We start from the raw sequence: 18,854 nt of genomic DNA, 5'->3' as shown, positions 1-18,854 counted from the left end.
AAACGACGTCCGTTTATGACACCGGCCAAGTGGATCTGGATGGTTAGCGCCGCCCTGTTGACTTTCTTGATCTGGTTAGGGCTTTATTATCGGGATATACAGCTGCCGCACTGGTCGGCAGAAGCCGAAGCGAAGCAGCGAATCGTCGCCACGGGTGAAATATCGAATGTAGAGCGGCTGAACAAACATATCTGGGACGAGACCGTATGGGTCGGCTTCGGCGCAGGGGAACAGGATGATTATCATTACGTATTCCTGCGCGGCGACGAAACGACGCTTACCGTCGACGCTTCCGACGTGCTCGGCGAGGATGAGCTTAAAGCTCAGTTCCGTTCAAGCAAACCTGGGTCGAATATCGTTCGGGTCCAAGCCGGATTATTCCGGGGAGCTCCGGCATGGGAGATCTATTACTCCGCAGCTTCCGATGGAGGCGTTCAATATTTCTATGATTTTTATACCTTCGACAAAGATGGTAAGCTAATCGATTCCTATCGGCTGCCTTCCTCTTAAAGAGGTTGTTCAAAAAATCCGCTTGCCTTCAATCTTCTCGGTACTGAAAACCGAATTTTTTGAACTTCAACTTTATGCCATATCATAAAATTAGGCGGGACCTTCCATGGTCCCGTTTCCTGTTTTTACACCCCGAAATCAGCTGTAAAATGTGATATACTATCGTATAGACGAGTTGATATATAAATTATATATAAACAATATACATTGGAGGGGTTAGGAGATGAGAAAACCACGCGTATTGCCGCTAGCGATTACCGTTGTTGTCACTGCCGTACTATTGTTCGGAGGTTTCGCCTTGTACAAGCAGATGGTCGTCGCCGCGCCTCTTGCCGATAAGCTGGAAGAGATGAACGGAGTAGCGGAAGCATCAAAGCCTGAGATTGGACAAAAAGAATTAAAGGTGAAGCTGAAATTGTCCGCTGATGCCAGCCTTCGGGAAACTTACGGCAACGCGGTGAAACAAACGGCTGGCGTCGCCGGGGGCAAAAAGGTAATGGTACAGGTTGAGAGCGATCCCAATGAACAGCTGGAACAGCTCTGGTACGGAGCGATGTTCGAAATCGCGGAAGCGATGGAGACGAAGGCCTACTCCACGATTCCGGCGGCTATGGAGAAAGCCGTCGCCGGCATGGATGGCGTAACGACGGTGACGGAGATGGATGAGAACAACGTATATATTACGATCCGGTCAGAGCAAGAAGGTACGGCCAAATACGTGGTGTTGCCGCGAACGCCTAATACGATGGAGGTGTGGTAATGCGCAAATACGGAATGGAGATCGGGATCGGAGTCGTCATAGTCGGCCTTGTATTCTTGCAGATGCAAGGCTATAACGTGCTTCCATTCGTCTTGATGGCTGCAATTGCCGGCGTACTCTTGTTTATGGCGCGAGGCAAAGGCAAGCTCGCTGCATTATCTGGCGGCGAAGGACGGAAGGAAGTTAAGTCGACATCATTTACCTTCGAACAGATTGGCGGACAAAACCGCGCAAAGCAGGAGCTGATAGAGGCGCTTGACTTTTTGGTCAAACGGGATCAGATCGAGAAGCTGGGGATTCGTCCGCTTAAGGGCATACTGCTGGCAGGACCTCCGGGTACTGGCAAAACATTGCTAGCTAAGGCGGCTGCGCAATATACGGATTCCGTCTACATGGCGGCATCGGGCAGCGAATTCGTTGAGATGTATGTCGGCGTCGGAGCCGGGCGCATCCGCGATTTGTTTAAAGAAGCTCGGGCCAAAGCCAAAAAAGCAGGCAAATCCAGCGCTGTTATCTTTATCGACGAAATCGAGGTTATAGGCGGGAAGCGGGACGGCGGACAGCATCGTGAATACGATCAGACGCTGAATCAGCTGTTGACAGAGATGGATGGAATTCATGGCAACGAATCTCCGCGCATTCTCATCATCGCCGCTACGAACCGCAAGGAGATGCTGGACAGCGCGCTCGTTCGCCCTGGGCGTTTCGACAGGCATATCGGCGTCGATCTGCCCGATAAAAAGGGCAGACTTCAAATTCTTCGCATTCATGCGTCCAATAAACCGATTGATGAGGGTGTCGATTTGACAGGCATTGCAGAGCAGACCTATAGCTTCTCCGGCGCACAGCTGGAATCTGTCATGAATGAGGCGGCCATCTATGCCTTGCGCGACAATGCGGATTCCATCACCTCCGGTCATCTTCATATGGCAATCGACAAGGTGATGCTGGGAGAGAAAAGCGACAAGGAGACATCCCTGGAGGAACGAAAGCGGGTTGCGCTGCATGAGCTGGGACACGCCATTATGGCGGAGCTTGTTCGTCCCGGGAGCGTATCTCAGGTAGCATTGTCGCCTCGCGGCGGCGCTCTGGGTTACGTGCGTCATCAGCCCTTGCAGGATCAGTATTTGTATACGACGAAGTTTCTGCACGAACAAATCATGATTGCGCTTGGCGGAGCTGCCGCCGAGGAGATTTTTTATGGCGAACGCAGCACGGGCTCGAGGGGCGACTTCGACCAGGCTGTTGGCATTGTAAAGACGCTGGTGGAATCAGGTTTGACGGATGCAGGCATAATCGATGCATCCATGATGACGCCGGACAAGTGGTCGGCCGTGACGAACGGGATTTTGGATGATCTCATGGGTCGAACGAAGGAGCTGCTGAATTCGCGTCAAGAGGTGTTTGGGCAGGCATTGCAGACGCTTCTGGATGAGGAAAACGTGGATGGAGAACGGTTTAGAGACTTACTTCACAATTCCGCCGTTGCTTAACCGTATTTATTACAAATTCAAGGCGAACCTATGGTTCGCCTTCTCTTTTGCCCAAAAAACGTTATAATAAAGAGGAACTATCAACCTAGAAGGAGCAAATGCATCGCATGATAAAGAAAGTTGGCGTTATAGGGATCGGAACGATGGGACAAGGCATAGCTGAGATGTTGGCTTCCAAGGGTCTTGATGTCTTCATCTTGGAGCAATCGGAGGAACGTCTGAGATACGGGCTTCAAATGATCGAGATTAGTCTGGACAAACAGATCGAAAAGTGGGCGCTTACCAACTCGGAGAAGAAACTTATTCTGTCACGAATCGACTCCGTCTCTTATTACGAAGAACTGGCGTCATGCGAGTTGGTTATCGAGACGATAACGGAGGAGCTTGAAGCGAAGAAGGAAGTATTCCGCAAGCTGGATGCGATCTGCAGCGAAAGCACGATATTGGCCAGCAACACATCCACGCTTAGTTTGACCGAGCTGGCAAGCGTTACCGCTTCGCCAGATCGTGTGATCGGAATTCATTTTATATATCCCGTACTTAAGGTTGATCTTGTCGAGATCGTGCGAGGTCTTAAGACGTCGGAGGAGACGTTTGCGCGGACCAAACATTTCGTGGACGAGATCATCATGAAAAAGAGTGTCATGGTATTCGAATCTCCGGGGTTCGTGACGACTCGCCTCATTTGCCTCTTTATAAACGAAGCTCTGCACGTTCTCGAGGAAGGCGTCGCTTCGGCGGAGGATATCGACAACGCGATGCGGATCGGGTATTCTTTTTCGCATGGTCCATTCGAGATGGCGGACCGCTTCGGTTTGGATTCCGTGCTTGCCGCTCTGGAGCGAATGTTCCGGGAATACGGCGAGCTTAAGTATCGTCCGTCAATCGTGCTCAAAAAGATGGTACGCGGCGGACATCTCGGCGTGAAATCTGGCGTCGGATTTTTCCAATACGATAAGGATGGAGACCGAATTTCATGAAAGTATTAGTCATTAATGCTGGCAGCTCCTCGTTGAAATACCAGCTCTACAATATGATGGACGAGTCCGTGCTCGCCAGCGGACGAGTGGAGAGAATCGGGATGGATTCTTCTATTGTTACCCATGAATCCGCAAATAAGCCCGAGGTTCGCGACGTTAGAGAAATTCTGGATCACGTAACTGCGGTAAAGCGCGTTATAGACATTCTGGTTCATCCTGATTTCGGCGTCATAACCTCTATGTCGGAGATTGACGCGGTTGGACATCGAGTCGTACATGGCGGCGAAGCGTTTAAACATTCCGTAATCGTAACGCAAGAAGTCAAGGCGGAGATTAAGCGACTTTTCGATCTCGCTCCGTTGCACAATCCTGCTCATATGATGGGGATTAACGCCGTAGAGACCAATATGCCCAATGTTCCGCAGGTTGTCGTGTTTGACACGGCGTTCCATCAGACTATGCCGGAGACGTCGTACCTGTACCCGATTCCAAAGGTGTTGTACCGCCGTCACAAAATTCGTCGATACGGCTTCCACGGCACATCTCATGCCTACGTGAGCGATGAGGCCGCACGTTTCTTGGGCAAGCCGATCGAGTCGCTCAAGATGGTGAGCTGCCATATCGGCAACGGCGCAAGCTGTGCCGCTATCGTAGGCGGGAAGACGCTGGATACGAGCATGGGCATGACTCCGCTGGAAGGACTTATGATGGGAACGCGAAGCGGCGATATCGATCCCGCCATCGTGCCGTTCGTCATCAACAAAGAAGAGCTCACGCTGAGCGAGGTCAATTCCATGCTGAACAAGCACAGCGGCATGCAGGCGATATCCGGCCTAAGCAGCGACATGCGCGAGATCGACGAAGCCATGAACGCAGGGGATGCAAATGCGAAGCTGGCCTTCGATATGTTCGTCTACCGACTGCGCAAGTATATCGGAGCTTATGCTGCCGCAATGAACGGGATCGATGTGCTGCTGTTTACAGCCGGTATAGGCGAGAACTCGGTATCGGTTCGCCGAGCGGTATGCGAAGGCATTACATTTCTCGGATTAGAACTGGATGATGCGCTCAACACCGAACGGAAGAAGACGGTTCGCGAAATTTCGAAGCCGGATTCTCGCGTCAAGGTGCTTGTGGTTCCGACGAACGAGGAATTGTTGATTGCCCGCGATACATACAAGCTGACTAATGTATAGCGGCAACTTAACGATTTGATCCTGCCGATGCCGTCCTTAGGGGCGGCTCGGTCCTTTTTGTATAGAGGAAGAAAGGGGGAAGTCCAAGATGAGCGATGATCTATGGAAAGCGTATGCCCATGGATGGTCGGCCGCCATGTCGGAAGGAGGCACTTTCGTGCCGCATGTGCTTCTACGTACAGCAAGCAGTCTGGGGCTAAGCGATTCGGATGTGATGATCATGCTGCAGCTTATGTCATACTCGGCGGCAGAGGGAACGGAATTTCCTACGATGGAGCAGCTTGCGGAGCGGCTGGGGAGTTCGCCCCGCGTGGTCGGCGAACGAATCAGCCGCCTCGTAAAGGACGGCTATCTGTCCATAGACGATTACGTGGACAGCCATACGGGGATGCAGGCAGAACGCTACAATTGGAGCGGCTGGATGATGAGAGCCGCAGAACGTGCCGCGGAGGATCGCCGATCCGCAAAGAGGTCTACGCCTTCCGAGCGGAATCAGGCGATTCCAATTAAAAGCAAAAGAAAGCCCGCATCCGATTTGTTTTCGGTATTCGAGCAGGAATTTGGACGTTTGCTGTCCCCCTACGAATGCGAGTCGATCGGCGCTTGGCTGGACGAAGACCGTTATACCGAAGAGATTATATTATTCGCGCTCAAGGAAGCGGTGTTCGCGGGCAAGCTCAGCCTGAAGTACATTGACCGGATTTTGCTGGAATGGGCTCGTAATCGGGTAACGAATGTAGACGAAGCGCGCGCGCATTCGGAGAAGTTTTACGGCGGGCGGAGCTGAAACTTTAAGCGATAGATATAAGAGACAGCTATAAGGGATAGAGATAAGGGATTTAAGCAAAATCGCAGCAAAAGGAATTGATTTTAACATTTACGACACAAAAAAAAATCGGTCTGTTCGACCGATTTTTTTGCTTTTTAGGAATATATGCAACTCCAAGGCTTGTGAACAAAGGGTTAAAAAATCTAACAGACACCAGCAACGTTATTTGTTCGATTTTTAACCTTAAATAAATCTAACGGACAGGAAAAACGCTATTGGGTCGAAGTTGGAGCCAAATTGCACGATGATGATGCAATAAAGTCATGTATGAGGCTGTCGATTCATTGTGGACGGCAGCGCAGTTAAGTAAACGCTGATCGTAACGGACACCACAGTCGCTATTTCGCAAAAATGGGGCCTGTTCAAATTGTAACGGACACAGACGACCTTATTTCCGTCAAAACCACATAGAATGGGCGGAAATGCAACAAATAGCGTCATCTGAGTCCGTTAGATTTTCAATATCGCGAAAATGCTGCAAATAGAGGTTCTGAGGTCCGTTAGCGAAAGCAGAACGCAGCTCCGTTACTCACAATGAATCGACAGCCTCAGTATTTCCGTTAGATTTTAGGATACCTAAAAAATCGAAGATTAGCGTCATTTGTTCTGCAGCACATATTAGCGAGCTTTGTTAGCAGCTGCAAAAAATGAATTGGCGTTACGATGAATGACACTGCCGTCGCTCATGCGAATCGTATCCGGGCTATAACCGGAAATCGTAGCGACTGGACGAATCTGCATGTCATTCTGGAAGATATTGACCAATGTTTTTTCTTTTATGGCTAGTTCGAATTCTTTGTCTGTAACAATCGGTTGTTCAGGTTTGATTTGTTTTACTTGACTCATAGGAAAGCTCCTTGTCAGTTGAAGTTTTTAAGTTTATATCCTATTATACTGGGCGCATTAGGTAAATATCAAATGCGGTCTAATTCATGCTGCTTGCCGAAGTCGCGAATAATGAGCGGCACTCATTCTGAAATGTTCCTCTCGATAGCAGCTCCGATCTCTCCAGCCCTTTCCGCAGAACGTTTGGCGCCGGCAATAATGCTGTCTTGAAGTCCGCGTTCCGTCATCAGCTCGATGGCCGCTTGCGTCGTACCGTTTGGAGAGGTGACCTTGCGTCTCAGCTCGGCGGGATCCTCGCCTGTCGTACGGACCATCTCTGCTGCGCCCAACACGGTCTGAACGACTAAATCGCGCGCTACGTTATCATCAAGGCCCAGCTCAGTCGCCGCTTTCATCATCGCCTCCATAAAGAAGTAGACATAAGCGGGGCCGCTGCCCGAGATGCCCGTCACGGATTCCTGGAGCGGTTCGTCCACGACGGCATTAATGCCGATGGATTGAAAGATCGCTTCCGCAATGGCGCGCTGCTCGGAGGTGACGGCTTCCGAATAACTGATGCCCGTCGCGCCAAGTCCGATCGTGCTGGACGTGTTCGGCATCGAACGAACGATGGGCAGCTTGGCTCCTAACAGAAGCTCGATCGATCCGATGGAGAGACCCGCAATGACCGACACAATAAGCTGTCCGGAGGAAATGAGAGGTCGAATGGAGGCGATCGCTTCTGCAGCATCCTTCGGCTTCATCGCCAGGAAAATAATATCGGCGTTACGTAAAAAATGTTCGTTGTTTTCGCCTTGCAGTACGGTCCGAACGCCATATTTGCTGCTGAGCTCTGTCAGACGTTCCGCATTGCTGCGATTTAACATGGAGATACGATCGGCAGCAATCAATTCCTGACCGATGAGTCCACGCGCGATGGCTTCGGCCATGGAGCCGGCGCCGTAGAAGCATATATTCAAGGCAGCGATGCTTGTATGAGTGACTAAAGTCATCGTATCATTCCTCCTGTATCCGTAGTTTTACGATCTGTAGTGATGCGGTAATCGTTAACCTCGCACTTGTCCGTTGCCGATAATTCTGAACTTCGTCGACGTGAGAGCGGGCAGACCCATGGGGCCGCGGGCATGCAGCTTCTGTGTACTAATGCCGATCTCCGCGCCGAAGCCGAATTCGAAGCCGTCCGTAAAGCGGGTGGAGGCGTTATGGTAGACGGCGGCAGCATCAACCTCGTGAAGGAATCGTTCGGCGTTGTCAGCGTTCTCCGTTACGATGCACTCCGAATGTTTTGTGCCATAGCGGCGGATATGTCTTAATGCTTCATCCAAACCATCAACGATTCGAACATTCAAGATATAGTCGTTGTATTCCGTAGCGTAATCCTCCTCCGTCGCAGCCCTTGTGCCAGGAAGGAGAGCTAACGTACGCTCGCAGCCGCGGAACTCGACGTTTGCTTCGGCCATGCGGGCTATCAATGCCTGAAGCTGCTCGCTGGAGTAAGAGGCATCGACAAGCAGCGTCTCGATGGAATTGCAGACGGATGGGCGCTGCACCTTGCCGTTAAAGGCAATCTCCGCTGCCATGCCGAGATCGGCGGAAGCATCGACAAACACATGACAAATCCCGGCGCCGGTCTCGATGACGGGAACTGTCGCATTCTCGACTACGTTGCGAATCAGGGATGCTCCGCCCCTTGGGATAACAACATCCAGCAATCCGTTCAGCTTTAGCATCTCGTTAACCGATGCACGGTCGGAATCCTCGATCAGTTGAACGGCATCTTGCGGCAAGGCAGTTCCGCTTAGGGCGTCCCGCATGATCTCGACAATTTTGCGATTCGATTCCAGCGCGGCGGAACCGCCGCGCAAGACGACGCAATTGCCGGTTTTGAGGCATAGTCCCGCGGCATCTACGGTTACGTTAGGACGTGCTTCGTAGATCATTCCGATAACGCCAAGCGGCACGCGAATCTGCACAATATCAAGTCCGTTTGGTCGCTGAATCGATTGCAGCTCTTCTCCGACCGGGTCTGGAAGCTCCACGATTTGACGAAGCCCTTCGGCGATGCCTGCGATCCGCTCCGAATTTAACGCCAGCCGATCCAGCAGGGAGGTGGATGTGCCATTCTCACGTCCGTTCTTTAAATCTACGGCATTTGCCTCCAAAATTTCCTCCTGACGCGTCAGGAGCGCATTTGCAATGGCGAGCAAAGCATCGTTTTTCTGAGCAGTAGACAGTCTGCCCGCAGCAACCGCCGCCTCTTGAGCAAGAGTGGCTTTTTTTCTAACTTCACTTATCATGCCTGTCATCCTCCTTTGTCATCCTCTTATTTCAACGATATCCATTCATCGCGATGGATGACTTCAATCCTTGTTACCTCGACTCTTCGCGCTACTTCCTCGCTGCCGAGTCCGGCAGCCGCTTGCAATTGCCATGCGGCATAATTAACGACGCCGCGGCCCAGCGTTGCGCCATGACGATCCACAACTTCGACGACGTCGCCGGGGTGGAAGTCGCCTGTACTGTCCACAACGCCAGCCGGCAGCAGGCTCTTGCCGCCAGCCAAAAGCGCATGGGCGGCACCGTCATCGACGGCGATCCGTCCCTGGGGCAGCGAATGGAAGCCAAGCCACTGCTTCTTCATGGACAGGCTGTGCAGCTTCGTATCAAAATACGTACCGCTTCCGACGCCGTTTACGGCCGCAGCGAGATCGCCCTCGTTCGTCACTTTGCCGATGAAGGCTCCCACACCGCCGCGCATCGCCACGCGTGCCGCTTCAATCTTGGAGCGCATGCCTCCGGTGCCGACGGACGAACCGGCGCCGCCTGCAAGCTTTAAAATATCATCGGAGATTTGCTCCACGCGTCCAATTTTGACCGCTTCCGGATTAATGCGTGGATCTTCGGTGTACAAACCATCCATATCGGTAATAATGACGAGCTTGGAAGCCTTCGTCAACGCTGCAACCAGGGCTGACAGATTATCGTTATCGCCGAACTTAAGGACAAGCTCATCAGTGGCAACCGTGTCGTTTTCGTTAATGATAGGAATGATCCGCTGCTTCAACAGCTCTTCGATCGTCATCAGCGCGTTCTGGATCCGTCTGCGATTGGAAAAATCCGCTCTTGTCAGCAGAATTTGCGCAGCGACAATGCCGTACTTGCTGAGCTCCTCCTGGTAGGCCTGCATGAGCAGCGCTTGACCGACAGCCGCGGCCGCTTGCTTTTCGTGAACGAGCTTTGGTCGGGAAACGTAGCCGATTCGGCGGAAACCGGCGGCTACGGCGCCGGAGGTAACCAGCATAACCGCATGACCCTCGGCATGTTGAAAGGCTAGCTCCCGGGCGAAGTAGGCGATTCTTTCCTTGTTAAGCCCGCCTTCCTCGGAGGTAAGGGAGCTGCTTCCGATTTTTACTACAATTCTATCCGGCATTTAGATCACTTCCTGTTCGTTATCTCCATGAATACGCAAAAAAGACTTCCGTCCTGTAAAAAGGACGAAAGTCACAAGCTTCCGCGGTACCACCTTCATTGACGGCGGCTTGCTAGGCAAGCGCAGCCATCCATCTTCGATGCCTCGTAACAGAAGGCGCTGTCCGGTTTGTCGCCGGCCGTTCGGAGGTAGGTTCTGCAAGTAGCCCTCGGTAAATTCTTACAGCCTAAGGAATTTACTCTCTGGTCGCGGCCTGGCCTGCGTACTGGTCCCGTCATCACGTTGCATGTTCAATTAGATTAAGAATAGCATGATAGACGGAACCTGTAAAGCAAGGCAATTGCAGCGTTTCAAGCCTGTCATGGCTCAAACAGCCCTAGTTTCCCTATGCGTGCAACGGCTTCCCGGAGCCGCTCCTCCGACGTTAGCAGGCCAAGGCGAACATAACCTTCTCCGTGACTGCCGAAGCCAACGCCAGGGGCAACGACAACATCCGCCTCGTACAACAGTTTATCGGCGAATTGCTCGGATGTGTATCCTTCCGGCACCGGCAGCCAGCAGAAGAAGGAGCCGCCGGGCTTTTCGGCTTTCCAGCCGATGGCATCCAGCGATTCGAATAACACATCACGGCGGCGCTCATAGGTTGCGGACAAATCCGCCACACATTGCTGAGGCCCCGTCAGCGCCAATGCGGCGGCCTCTTGAATGCCGCCGAACAGACTGCAATAATAATGATCCTGGATCAGATTAATAAGGGAAATGACGTCGGCATTGCCAAGCGCGAAGCCAACCCGCCAGCCAGCCATGTTATACGACTTGGATAAGGTATAAAACTCGATGCCGACTTCCTTCGCGCCTGGCGTCTGCAGAAAGCTGACCTGCTTCCGTCCATCGAAGCCGATGGCTCCGTAAGCGAAGTCGCTAGCCGCAACAATTCCGTTACGTTTGGCGAATTGGACGGCCTCCGCATAAAAAATTTCGTTTGCAATTGCACCCGTCGGATTATTGGGATAATTCATGAAAATCAGCTTTGCTTTAGCGGCAGTCTCGTCGCTTATCGCGGAGAAATCGGGCAAGAAGCCGTTTTCCTTCGTAAGAGGCATAAACGCCATCTCGGCTCCGGCCAACGCAACGCCGGACCAATAATCGGGATAACCGGGATCGGGTACAAGGCAGACGTCGCCTGGATTAAGCAGACATTGGCTGATTTCCACCAAACCCGTTTTGCCGCCGAATAAAATGGCAACCTCCGTCGCAGGATCCAACTCGACGCCGTAATCTTCCATGTAACGCTCGGCGACGGCTTCTTTAAGGAAGGAATAACCGCTGAATGGAGGATACTTATGATAGAGAGGATTGCTTGCGGAATCCTGCAATTTTATTACAATATGGGGAGGCGTCGGCTGGTCCGGATTGCCTTGTCCCAGGTTGATTACGTCTCTGCCCTCCGCGATCTGGGCATTTGCCTTGCCCGCCAGCTTGGCGAAAAATTGCGTCGGCAGCGCCGACATCCGATCTGCGGGTTCAATCTTCATTCCGTTCGGACTGTTCTTCATCTCTCTCAACTCACTCTCCACATGGCATGCTGCGGTCCTTGCGCGTTAAACGCTTGAACATTAGCAATAATGTAGCATGAATAAGCGGAGAATAGAAGACGCCATCCCGCCGAAATTTCGGAAGGGTGACGTCGATTTCAAACGCGGTGCTCAATCCGCAAGCGCAGGGATCCCAACCTTGCGGATAAACGGTTTTATGTCTTCTTTGAACAGTAGGAGGTAAGGCTTGCGTTCGCCGTCGAACACCAGCAGGAGCGGCGGATTGTTTCCGCAATAAAACAAAAATACATCGTTTGTGGTTATGGATATGGCGTCCGCCTTTACAACGGCGGGCTTTGCCAAAGGGATACGGTAGACGAAGGTGCAGCTGTTGTCCGCCGTCATCTGAGGCGCAAGGCCCGTAACGGACTTCAACCATTTTTTGGCCATCTTCTGAAAGGACTTGTCGTTTGGAACGGATCGTACGACTTTGCCTTGCGCAACATCGAATGCCTGGACGGGCTTCAGTCCCGTTTCGGTTGCTTCGTCAGGGGCGGCCGCTTTCTGCGGTTCAGGCTGGACAGACTGGGGCGCCGCCAAAGCGGAAGGACTCGCAAGTGCCGCCAAAATAAGCAAGGCAGCCATGATCACCGTGACTCGATTGAACAAAATTGTCATCTTTTCCTAATCTCCTTTATGAGGTTGTTCAAAAAGTCCGCTTCTCATTACGATGTGATCCTGGAAGCTTACTCGACGTCGAATATTGAATTCAGCCGAATCTAAGCATATGTTTTCGAAGTATGTTTCCTCCGGAAACATTGCAGGTGCTCACGTAGCTTCCACTACGCTCCGCTCCTCAGATCCTAGCTTCATCCAATCTTCTCGGTACTGATAACCGAACTTTTTGAACACGCACTTTTTGGATGAGGCTTGTCGTTGCGCTCCGCTTAAGTTGCCCATCTTGACACGGTTCCATGAGAGGGTATCATTAGGGAAAATCGACTTGCACGGGAGGAGAGTCATCTATGGCCAACACGACGACGATTCGGATCGCATTGCTTCAGATGAACATCGAAGCAGGGTTTCCCGAGAGGAATTTCGCCAAGCTTCAAGAGATGATGGAGAAAGCAATGGAGGATAAGCGCAAGCCGGATGTGCTGATGTTTCCCGAAATGTGGAATACCGGCTATGCTTTGGAGCAGATCGAGGATCTTGCCGACCCATATGGCAAACAATCGACCGAACTGCTGTCGGCTTTCGGCAAGAAACATGGCGTCTATATCGTCGGCGGTTCCATTGCCGAGAAGCGTGAGGACGGCGTATATAATACGACGCTCGCTTTCGATCGGGAAGGGAACAGGATCGCGGAATATTCCAAGATGCATCTGTTTCGTCTTATGTCGGAGGAAAAATACCTCAAGGCCGGCAGCCGTACGGGGCGTCTGGAAATCGAAAAAGCGGAAGCGGGAATGATGATCTGCTACGATATCCGGTTCCCGGAGCTCGCGAGGAAGCTTGCGCTTGACGGGGCGAAGCTGCTCTTTGTGCCGGCGGAGTGGCCTAACCCGCGTCTGCACCACTGGCGCACCTTGCTGACGGCGCGCGCCATCGAAAACCAGATGTACGTGATCGCGTGCAATCGGATGGGGCAAAGCGGAGAGACCTCTTTTTTCGGTCATTCCATGATCATCGATCCTTGGGGAGAGATCGTCGCGGAAGCCGGCGAAGAAGAAGAGATCCTGTTCGGAGACATTGATCTCAAGCTTGTAGACGATGTGCGGACTCGCATACCCGTATTCGAAGACCGGAGACCGCAGCTGTACAAATGACGATGACGGAGCGGATCGAAGCGGAGAAGGAGCTGGGCGTATCGCCCTAGCTCCTTCGGTTCTGATAATGGCCGATCGTCTCGTTTAATGTGGATATAAAGGAGCGGGCTGCCTTCGACAAGTAACGTCCCTTGCGGCTGGCAATGACAAGCGTCCGTGTCGGTCTGGCGCCGAGCTGCAAATAGGCGGGGGAGAATTCTCCTCCTGTCGGCCGCGTTAGCATCTGCGGGACGAAGGCGATGCCCATGCCGCCCGCCACAAGCGACTGAACGGTCTCGATATTGCTGCTCTCGAACACAATCCGCGGGGTAAAGCCGGATACTTCGCATAGCTCCACCGTAATTTGACGGAAGCCCTGACCGCGTTTCAGTCCGATAAACGGCTCTTGCTTAAGGTCGGCGATATCTACTTCTCCGCCGCGTTTCGCCAGCGGATGCTGCTGCGGTACGGCCAGGCAAATTTCTTCTTCCAGATAGGGCTCCCAGGAGAGGGAGTTGTCGATGAGCGGAAGCGACAATAAGCTGATATCCGTGCCGCCGCTGGCCGTCAACTGTTCCAATCGGGCGGTTGTCTCCTCAACGAGCACAACTTCGATTTGGGGATACAGAGCTCCGAAGACGGGGAGAACGAGGGGGAGGACATGAGAACCCGTAATGGGCAGCGTGCCGACCACGAGCCGTCCGCGACGCATCTGCGCCATGTCGTCCATCTCCTGCTTGAGCTGTTCGACGGCGTCCAATATACTCTGGGACTTCTCGACAAACACTTGTCCCGCTTGAGTCAGCTCCACGGAGTTCGTCGTACGCCTAAACAGAAGCAAGCCCAGTTCCTGTTCCAGCTTGGACAATTGCTGGCTTAACGAAGGCTGGGCGATGTGCAGCTTGTCGGCGGCGCGGGAGAAATTTTTTTCGCTGGCGATCTGAATGACATAGTTCAATTGTCTAAGTTCCATGGCGCGAAACCAGCCTTTCGTCATCTAATAGGGGTTACCGAACCTTTGAACACGCATTTATAGTCGTTACCTATAGTGGTTATAGATATTATATCTTAGATCAATGAAGAAAGACATGTTATCATGATAACAAATTATTAGTTTGTGAAAGTGGAAAGCAATTACGAACTCATGGGGTGAGCATAATGTCGAAAAAAACAATGTTCGAAAAAATTTGGGATAATCATGTTATTCATCAGGAAGAAGGCAAGCCAAGCGTTATCTACATCGACCTGCAGCTGGTGCACGAAGTAACTTCGCCGCAAGCTTTCGAAGGTCTTCGCATGACGGGCCGCAAGGTTCGCCGTCCGGATCTGACTTTCGCCACGATGGACCATAACGTGCCGACGAAGGATCGCTTCAATATTACCGATCCGATCTCCAAGCAGCAGATCGATACGCTGACGCAGAACTGCAAGGACTTCGGCGTGAAGCTGTTCGATCTCGATAACATCGATCAAGGCGTAGTTCACGTTATGGGTCCGGAGATCGGCCTGACGCATCCGGGCAAGACGATCGTTTGCGGCGACAGCCACACATCCACGCACGGCGCCTTCGGCGCATTGGCGTTCGGCATCGGTACAAGCGAAGTGGAGCACGTCATGGCGACGCAATGTCTCCAGCAATCCAAAGCAAAGACGATGGAAGTCCGCTTTAACGGCTCCCGCAAGCCCGGCGTAACGGCGAAGGACCTTATCCTTGGCGTTATCGCCCAATACGGCACGGACTTCGCAACGGGCTACGTTATCGAATACACGGGCGACGCCATTACCAGCCTGACGATGGAAGAGCGTATGACGGTATGCAACATGTCCATCGAAGCCGGCGCGCGCGCTGGTCTGATCGCGCCAGACGAGACGACTTTCAACTATCTGCGCGGACGCGAGTACGCGCCTAAGAACTATGACGAAGCCGTTGAAGAGTGGAAAAAGCTGACGACGGACGAAGGCGCGACCTATGATACGGTCGTCGAATTTGACGTCGACGCCTTGATCCCGCAAGTAACCTGGGGAACAAGCCCGGGCATGGGTACGGACATCACTTCCAAGGTGCCGAATCCGGCCGACCTGCCAACGGAAAACGAACGCAAAGCCGCCGAGAAGGCGCTTGAATACATGGATCTGAAGCCAGGCACGCCTATGACCGAGATCGAGATCGACTACGTGTTTATCGGCTCCTGCACGAACGGCCGGATCGAGGATCTGCGCGCCGCGGCAGAGATCGCCCGCGGCTACAAAGTAAGCGAGAAAGTAACGGCAATCGTCGTACCGGGCTCCGGCCGCGTCAAGCTGCAGGCGGAGAAGGAAGGTTTGGACCAGGTGTTTATCGACGCCGGTTTCGAATGGCGCGATGCAGGCTGCTCCATGTGCCTTGCGATGAACCCGGACGTTCTGAAGCCAGGTCAGCGCTGCGCATCGACGTCCAACCGCAACTTCGAAGGACGTCAAGGCCGCGGCGGCAGAACGCATCTGGTATCGCCGGCAATGGCGGTAGCCGCGGCGGTTAACGGACGCTTTACAGACGTGCGCGATTGGGAAGTTAAAGCACCGGTTTTGAACTAACCTGAGGAAACGAGAGAGGGGATTAACAGATATGGAACCATTTAAACAACTAACAGGAATCGTAGCTCCCGTTGACCGGGTTAACGTCGATACGGATGCGATCATCCCGAAACAATTCTTGAAGCGCATCGAGCGCAGCGGCTTCGGCCAATTCTTGTTCTTCGAGTGGCGCTTCCACGAAAACGGCGAGGTTAACGCCGATTTCGAGCCGAACAAACCACGCTACGAGGGCGCTTCCGTTCTGATCTCGCGCGCCAACTTCGGCTGCGGCTCCTCCCGCGAGCATGCGCCTTGGGCGATTCTCGACTATGGCTACCAAGTCATTATCGCGCCTTCTTACGCCGATATTTTCTACAACAACTGCTTCAAGAACGGCATCCTGCCGATCAAGCTGAGCGAGGAGCAAGTGGAGGATCTGTTCCAGCGCACGGCGAAGCATGACGGCTACAAGCTGTCCGTAGATCTGGAGAACAAGGTGTTGTCGGACGAATACGGACTTCGCATCGAATTCGATCTGGACGAACACCGTCGTCAATTTTTGCTTCAAGGTTTGGACGATATCGGACTTACGCTTCAACACGAGGACAAAATTACCGCATACGAGCAGAAGCACGCCGCTCGTCTGGGCTAATTACTTTCAGTTAAAAGAAGAGGACATTCCGGCCCAAAGTCGGATGTCCTCTTTTTTCCTCTAATCGCAACTTTTTATGGTGGAACGCGTCTAATGATTGTCCGATCTGTCGAGAGTGACAGGGCGTATCGGACAAATCAGTCATCGAGGTGGGAAATGAAAAAGTTTGTATCCATTCTGCTGCTCATGTCGTTATTGTTCACGTTGTTTGCGTCCGTAGGGCATGCTGCAAGCACTCCGCCCAAGCTGTTCCTGAACGGCAAGGAGCTGCTGTCGGATGTGGAACCCCGAATCGAAAAAGGTTCTACATTAGTGCCGCTGGCCATTCTTTCCGAAGGACTAGGGTACGAGGTCGAATGGGAAGGCGGACCGAAGAAGGTTACCGTCAAAAACGATTCGACCGTCATCGAGCTGATTATTAATCAGACTTCGATACGCGTCAATGGCGAAGTGAAGGAAATCGACGTCACGCCGCCGAAGCTTGTGAACTGGAGGACGATGGTTCCCGTTCGATTAGTTGGCGAACTATTGGGAATATCGTTCGAATGGAAGGAAGATGTAAGAGAAGTACATATGTTCGAGAAGGCGGAAGAACCGAAGCCGGGAACGGAAACGCCGGAGACGCCCGCGGTCGGTTACATAACGGCTGTTAGCATGGACGAGCAATCCGTCATCCGCATCTCCCATGCCGGAGCGAATGCGCCAGGGAAACCGAAACTGCTGGATAGTCCTCGCAGACTGGTCATAGATTTCCCTTATACGACCTATATTCCGCAGTTAGCAAATACGATAGGTACAGACGGACAAGCCAAGATAACAGTCGAAAACAATCCGCTTCTGACATCCTACAGATACTCGCAGTTCTCAGCGAGTCCGCTAACAGCTCGATTGGTTATCGATGTGGGCGAAGATACGGGATACGTGCTGACCTCCGGAGAAAATGAGTTCGCGATCGCGCTCATGCCTTTATCGGAAGTGCCGGCTCAACCTGTTGATCCCGAAACGCCAACGGAGCCGGAAGAACCGTCCACTCCAGAGCCGTCCACTCCGCCCGACAATTCTGCGGACGTGTACGACATCGTGCTCGATGCCGGCCATGGCGCCAAGGATCCAGGGGCTTACAGCAAGTCTTTGAACCGCTGGGAGAAGGAATTCAACTTGTCTGCCGTGCTCAAGATCAAGGCGGAGCTCGAAAAGGACAAACGTTTCCGCGTTCATTTGACGCGCAAGGACGATACGTTCCTTGAGCTGCTGGATCGAGTGAAATTCGCCGAGGACGTCAAGGCTGATCTCTTTATCTCGGTTCACGCCAACAGCTACGATAATACGAGCGTGAGCGGCGTCGAGACCTATTATGAACGGGCGAACAGCAAGGCATTTGCGGAGACGATGCACAAATACGTACTGGCGGGTATGGGAATACGCGATAGAGGCGTCAAAAAAGCGGCATTTAAGGTAATCAAAGAAACGACGATGCCTGCGATTTTGATCGAAGCCGGATATTTGAGCAATGCTTCGGACGCAAGCGCTTTGTTTAATACTAAAACACAGGATAAACTTGCAGTCGAAGTGGCCAAAGGAATTAAAGATTATTTGAAGCTGAAATAGAAAGCGAGGTTGATCCAAGATTATGAAAGCTGGAAAACTTCGAGTGATCCTCGGCATTGCCGCATGTACGTTATTACTTGCCGGATGTGGCGTCAATGAGCACGGCAACGTCGCAGGAGGCAGCGTCGTATCGCCCTCGCCAAGCGGTGCTCCTTCAGAGTCGCCGGTGCCAACGGCTAGTCCCGCACCGACGCCGGAACTTCTTACGCAGGAAGTGTCCGTTTATCTAACCGACGAACAACTGCTTGAGATGATCGAAAGAAAAGTGACGATCGAATTCGGCAGCGAAGAGGAACTTCTAAACAAGACGATCGAGGCGCTGCAGGAAAACGAGGAGCCGAACCAGTCTCTGTGGAACGGTATCGAAATTCTCTCCGCAACGCTAAATGAAGGTATCGCGACTATAGATATCCAAATCCCTGACGAGTCGAGGTTAGGCGCTCCAGGCGAGATGATGTTGATCGATTCCTTAAAGAAAACGTTGTTTCAATTCGAGTTCATTGATGGCATAGAGCTGCTCGTTCAAGGCGAACAAGTGGAAAGTCTGATGGGGCATGTCGATCTGGAGCATCCTCTTCAAAGAGATTAGCGCAAGCGCGCGTTCATTGGTTTAATGAACGGCCGTTGCCGCCAAGTGACGGTAATGGCCGTTCT

18 protein-coding genes are annotated in these 18,854 nt (G+C 52.4%); 11 read left to right on the top strand and 7 right to left on the bottom strand.

All coding sequences use genetic code 11. From position 1 onward, the window contains the following. The first annotated feature begins 15 nt into the window (after positions 1-15). The 6 genes from H7F31_RS22255 (at position 16) to H7F31_RS22230 (ending at position 5,726) form a co-directional block, all read left to right on the top strand. Positions 16-510: a hypothetical protein gene (locus H7F31_RS22255; RefSeq protein ID WP_187100588.1), complete on the top strand. Its 495-nt coding sequence runs from the start codon at positions 16-18 to the stop codon at positions 508-510. 223 nt (positions 511-733) lie between these two features. Continuing rightward, positions 734-1,270: a hypothetical protein gene (locus H7F31_RS22250; protein ID WP_187100587.1), complete on the top strand. Its 537-nt coding sequence runs from the start codon at positions 734-736 to the stop codon at positions 1,268-1,270. Beyond that, positions 1,270-2,763, top strand: a complete 1,494-nt coding sequence (locus H7F31_RS22245) for an AAA family ATPase (protein WP_187100586.1) — start codon at positions 1,270-1,272, stop codon at positions 2,761-2,763. The genes H7F31_RS22250 and H7F31_RS22245 overlap by 1 nt, the downstream gene beginning before the upstream one ends. A 107-nt stretch (positions 2,764-2,870) precedes the next feature. Continuing rightward, the gene (locus H7F31_RS22240; protein WP_187100585.1) at positions 2,871-3,743 is read left to right on the top strand and encodes a 3-hydroxyacyl-CoA dehydrogenase family protein; all 873 of its coding nucleotides are present in this window, start codon (positions 2,871-2,873) and stop codon (positions 3,741-3,743) included. After that, on the top strand, positions 3,740-4,939 hold the full coding sequence (locus H7F31_RS22235) for an acetate kinase (protein WP_187100584.1): 1,200 nt from the start codon (positions 3,740-3,742) through the stop codon (positions 4,937-4,939). The genes H7F31_RS22240 and H7F31_RS22235 overlap by 4 nt, the downstream gene beginning before the upstream one ends. Positions 4,940-5,027: 88 nt before the next feature. Continuing rightward, the gene (locus tag H7F31_RS22230; RefSeq protein ID WP_187100583.1) at positions 5,028-5,726 is read left to right on the top strand and encodes a DnaD domain protein; all 699 of its coding nucleotides are present in this window, start codon (positions 5,028-5,030) and stop codon (positions 5,724-5,726) included. A 660-nt stretch (positions 5,727-6,386) separates the two neighbouring features. On the opposite strand, the gene H7F31_RS22225 is transcribed toward H7F31_RS22230, so the two are convergent. The 6 genes from H7F31_RS22225 to H7F31_RS22200 form a co-directional block, all read right to left on the bottom strand. Continuing rightward, on the bottom strand, positions 6,387-6,614 hold the full coding sequence (locus tag H7F31_RS22225; RefSeq protein ID WP_187100582.1) for a hypothetical protein: 228 nt from the start codon (positions 6,612-6,614) through the stop codon (positions 6,387-6,389). Between the two features lie 122 nt (positions 6,615-6,736). Further along, positions 6,737-7,606, bottom strand: coding sequence for a pyrroline-5-carboxylate reductase (gene proC / locus H7F31_RS22220; RefSeq protein WP_187100581.1), 870 nt, complete (start codon positions 7,604-7,606; stop codon positions 6,737-6,739). A 54-nt stretch (positions 7,607-7,660) separates the two neighbouring features. Then, complete coding sequence (locus tag H7F31_RS22215) at positions 7,661-8,911, bottom strand: glutamate-5-semialdehyde dehydrogenase (protein ID WP_261800102.1); 1,251 nt, start codon at positions 8,909-8,911, stop codon at positions 7,661-7,663. Positions 8,912-8,937: 26 nt separating this feature from the next. Then, complete coding sequence (proB, locus tag H7F31_RS22210; protein ID WP_187100579.1) at positions 8,938-10,044, bottom strand: glutamate 5-kinase; 1,107 nt, start codon at positions 10,042-10,044, stop codon at positions 8,938-8,940. A 359-nt stretch (positions 10,045-10,403) separates the two neighbouring features. Next, positions 10,404-11,600, bottom strand: a complete 1,197-nt coding sequence (locus tag H7F31_RS22205; protein ID WP_315970579.1) for a pyridoxal phosphate-dependent aminotransferase — start codon at positions 11,598-11,600, stop codon at positions 10,404-10,406. A gap of 150 nt (positions 11,601-11,750) precedes the next feature. Beyond that, positions 11,751-12,257, bottom strand: a complete 507-nt coding sequence (locus H7F31_RS22200) for a hypothetical protein (RefSeq protein WP_187100578.1) — start codon at positions 12,255-12,257, stop codon at positions 11,751-11,753. Between the two features lie 347 nt (positions 12,258-12,604). On the opposite strand from H7F31_RS22200, the gene H7F31_RS22195 reads away from it, so the two are divergent. Further along, the gene (locus H7F31_RS22195; RefSeq protein WP_187100577.1) at positions 12,605-13,408 is read left to right on the top strand and encodes a carbon-nitrogen family hydrolase; all 804 of its coding nucleotides are present in this window, start codon (positions 12,605-12,607) and stop codon (positions 13,406-13,408) included. 46 nt (positions 13,409-13,454) lie between these two features. Here the strand turns inward: H7F31_RS22195 and H7F31_RS22190 are convergent, their stop codons facing one another. Further along, complete coding sequence (locus tag H7F31_RS22190; protein ID WP_187100576.1) at positions 13,455-14,360, bottom strand: LysR family transcriptional regulator; 906 nt, start codon at positions 14,358-14,360, stop codon at positions 13,455-13,457. Between the two features lie 185 nt (positions 14,361-14,545). On the opposite strand from H7F31_RS22190, the gene leuC reads away from it, so the two are divergent. From leuC to H7F31_RS22170, 4 genes are all read left to right on the top strand, one after another. Continuing rightward, entirely contained in the window at positions 14,546-15,961 is a 1,416-nt protein-coding gene (leuC, locus tag H7F31_RS22185; protein WP_108996140.1) for a 3-isopropylmalate dehydratase large subunit, read from the top strand. Between the two features lie 31 nt (positions 15,962-15,992). Beyond that, positions 15,993-16,592, top strand: a complete 600-nt coding sequence (gene leuD / locus H7F31_RS22180) for a 3-isopropylmalate dehydratase small subunit (protein ID WP_108996139.1) — start codon at positions 15,993-15,995, stop codon at positions 16,590-16,592. Positions 16,593-16,748: 156 nt separating this feature from the next. Beyond that, positions 16,749-18,200, top strand: a complete 1,452-nt coding sequence (locus H7F31_RS22175) for an N-acetylmuramoyl-L-alanine amidase (protein ID WP_187100575.1) — start codon at positions 16,749-16,751, stop codon at positions 18,198-18,200. Positions 18,201-18,222: 22 nt separating this feature from the next. Further along, positions 18,223-18,789, top strand: a complete 567-nt coding sequence (locus H7F31_RS22170; protein ID WP_187100574.1) for a GerMN domain-containing protein — start codon at positions 18,223-18,225, stop codon at positions 18,787-18,789. The last annotated feature ends 65 nt before the right edge of the window (positions 18,790-18,854 follow it).

Origin of the sequence: Paenibacillus sp. PAMC21692, assembly GCF_014303795.1 — a bacterium.
GTDB classification, from domain to species: domain Bacteria; phylum Bacillota; class Bacilli; order Paenibacillales; family Paenibacillaceae; genus Pristimantibacillus; species Pristimantibacillus agaridevorans.
The sequence above is the reverse complement of the archived record's forward strand: the minus strand, read 5'-3'. Positions and strand labels throughout refer to the sequence as shown.

Coding starts and splice junctions, on each gene's coding strand:
- H7F31_RS22255 (WP_187100588.1), top strand. CDS start 16: ATGACACCGGCCAAGTGGATCTGGATGGTTAGCGCCGCCCTGTTGACT.
- H7F31_RS22250 (WP_187100587.1), top strand. CDS start 734: ATGAGAAAACCACGCGTATTGCCGCTAGCGATTACCGTTGTTGTCACT.
- H7F31_RS22245 (WP_187100586.1), top strand. CDS start 1,270: ATGCGCAAATACGGAATGGAGATCGGGATCGGAGTCGTCATAGTCGGC.
- H7F31_RS22240 (WP_187100585.1), top strand. CDS start 2,871: ATGATAAAGAAAGTTGGCGTTATAGGGATCGGAACGATGGGACAAGGC.
- H7F31_RS22235 (WP_187100584.1), top strand. CDS start 3,740: ATGAAAGTATTAGTCATTAATGCTGGCAGCTCCTCGTTGAAATACCAG.
- H7F31_RS22230 (WP_187100583.1), top strand. CDS start 5,028: ATGAGCGATGATCTATGGAAAGCGTATGCCCATGGATGGTCGGCCGCC.
- H7F31_RS22225 (WP_187100582.1), bottom strand. CDS start 6,614: ATGAGTCAAGTAAAACAAATCAAACCTGAACAACCGATTGTTACAGAC.
- proC (WP_187100581.1), bottom strand. CDS start 7,606: ATGACTTTAGTCACTCATACAAGCATCGCTGCCTTGAATATATGCTTC.
- H7F31_RS22215 (WP_261800102.1), bottom strand. CDS start 8,911: ATGATAAGTGAAGTTAGAAAAAAAGCCACTCTTGCTCAAGAGGCGGCG.
- proB (WP_187100579.1), bottom strand. CDS start 10,044: ATGCCGGATAGAATTGTAGTAAAAATCGGAAGCAGCTCCCTTACCTCC.
- H7F31_RS22205 (WP_315970579.1), bottom strand. CDS start 11,600: ATGAAGAACAGTCCGAACGGAATGAAGATTGAACCCGCAGATCGGATG.
- H7F31_RS22200 (WP_187100578.1), bottom strand. CDS start 12,257: ATGACAATTTTGTTCAATCGAGTCACGGTGATCATGGCTGCCTTGCTT.
- H7F31_RS22195 (WP_187100577.1), top strand. CDS start 12,605: ATGGCCAACACGACGACGATTCGGATCGCATTGCTTCAGATGAACATC.
- H7F31_RS22190 (WP_187100576.1), bottom strand. CDS start 14,360: ATGGAACTTAGACAATTGAACTATGTCATTCAGATCGCCAGCGAAAAA.
- leuC (WP_108996140.1), top strand. CDS start 14,546: ATGTCGAAAAAAACAATGTTCGAAAAAATTTGGGATAATCATGTTATT.
- leuD (WP_108996139.1), top strand. CDS start 15,993: ATGGAACCATTTAAACAACTAACAGGAATCGTAGCTCCCGTTGACCGG.
- H7F31_RS22175 (WP_187100575.1), top strand. CDS start 16,749: ATGAAAAAGTTTGTATCCATTCTGCTGCTCATGTCGTTATTGTTCACG.
- H7F31_RS22170 (WP_187100574.1), top strand. CDS start 18,223: ATGAAAGCTGGAAAACTTCGAGTGATCCTCGGCATTGCCGCATGTACG.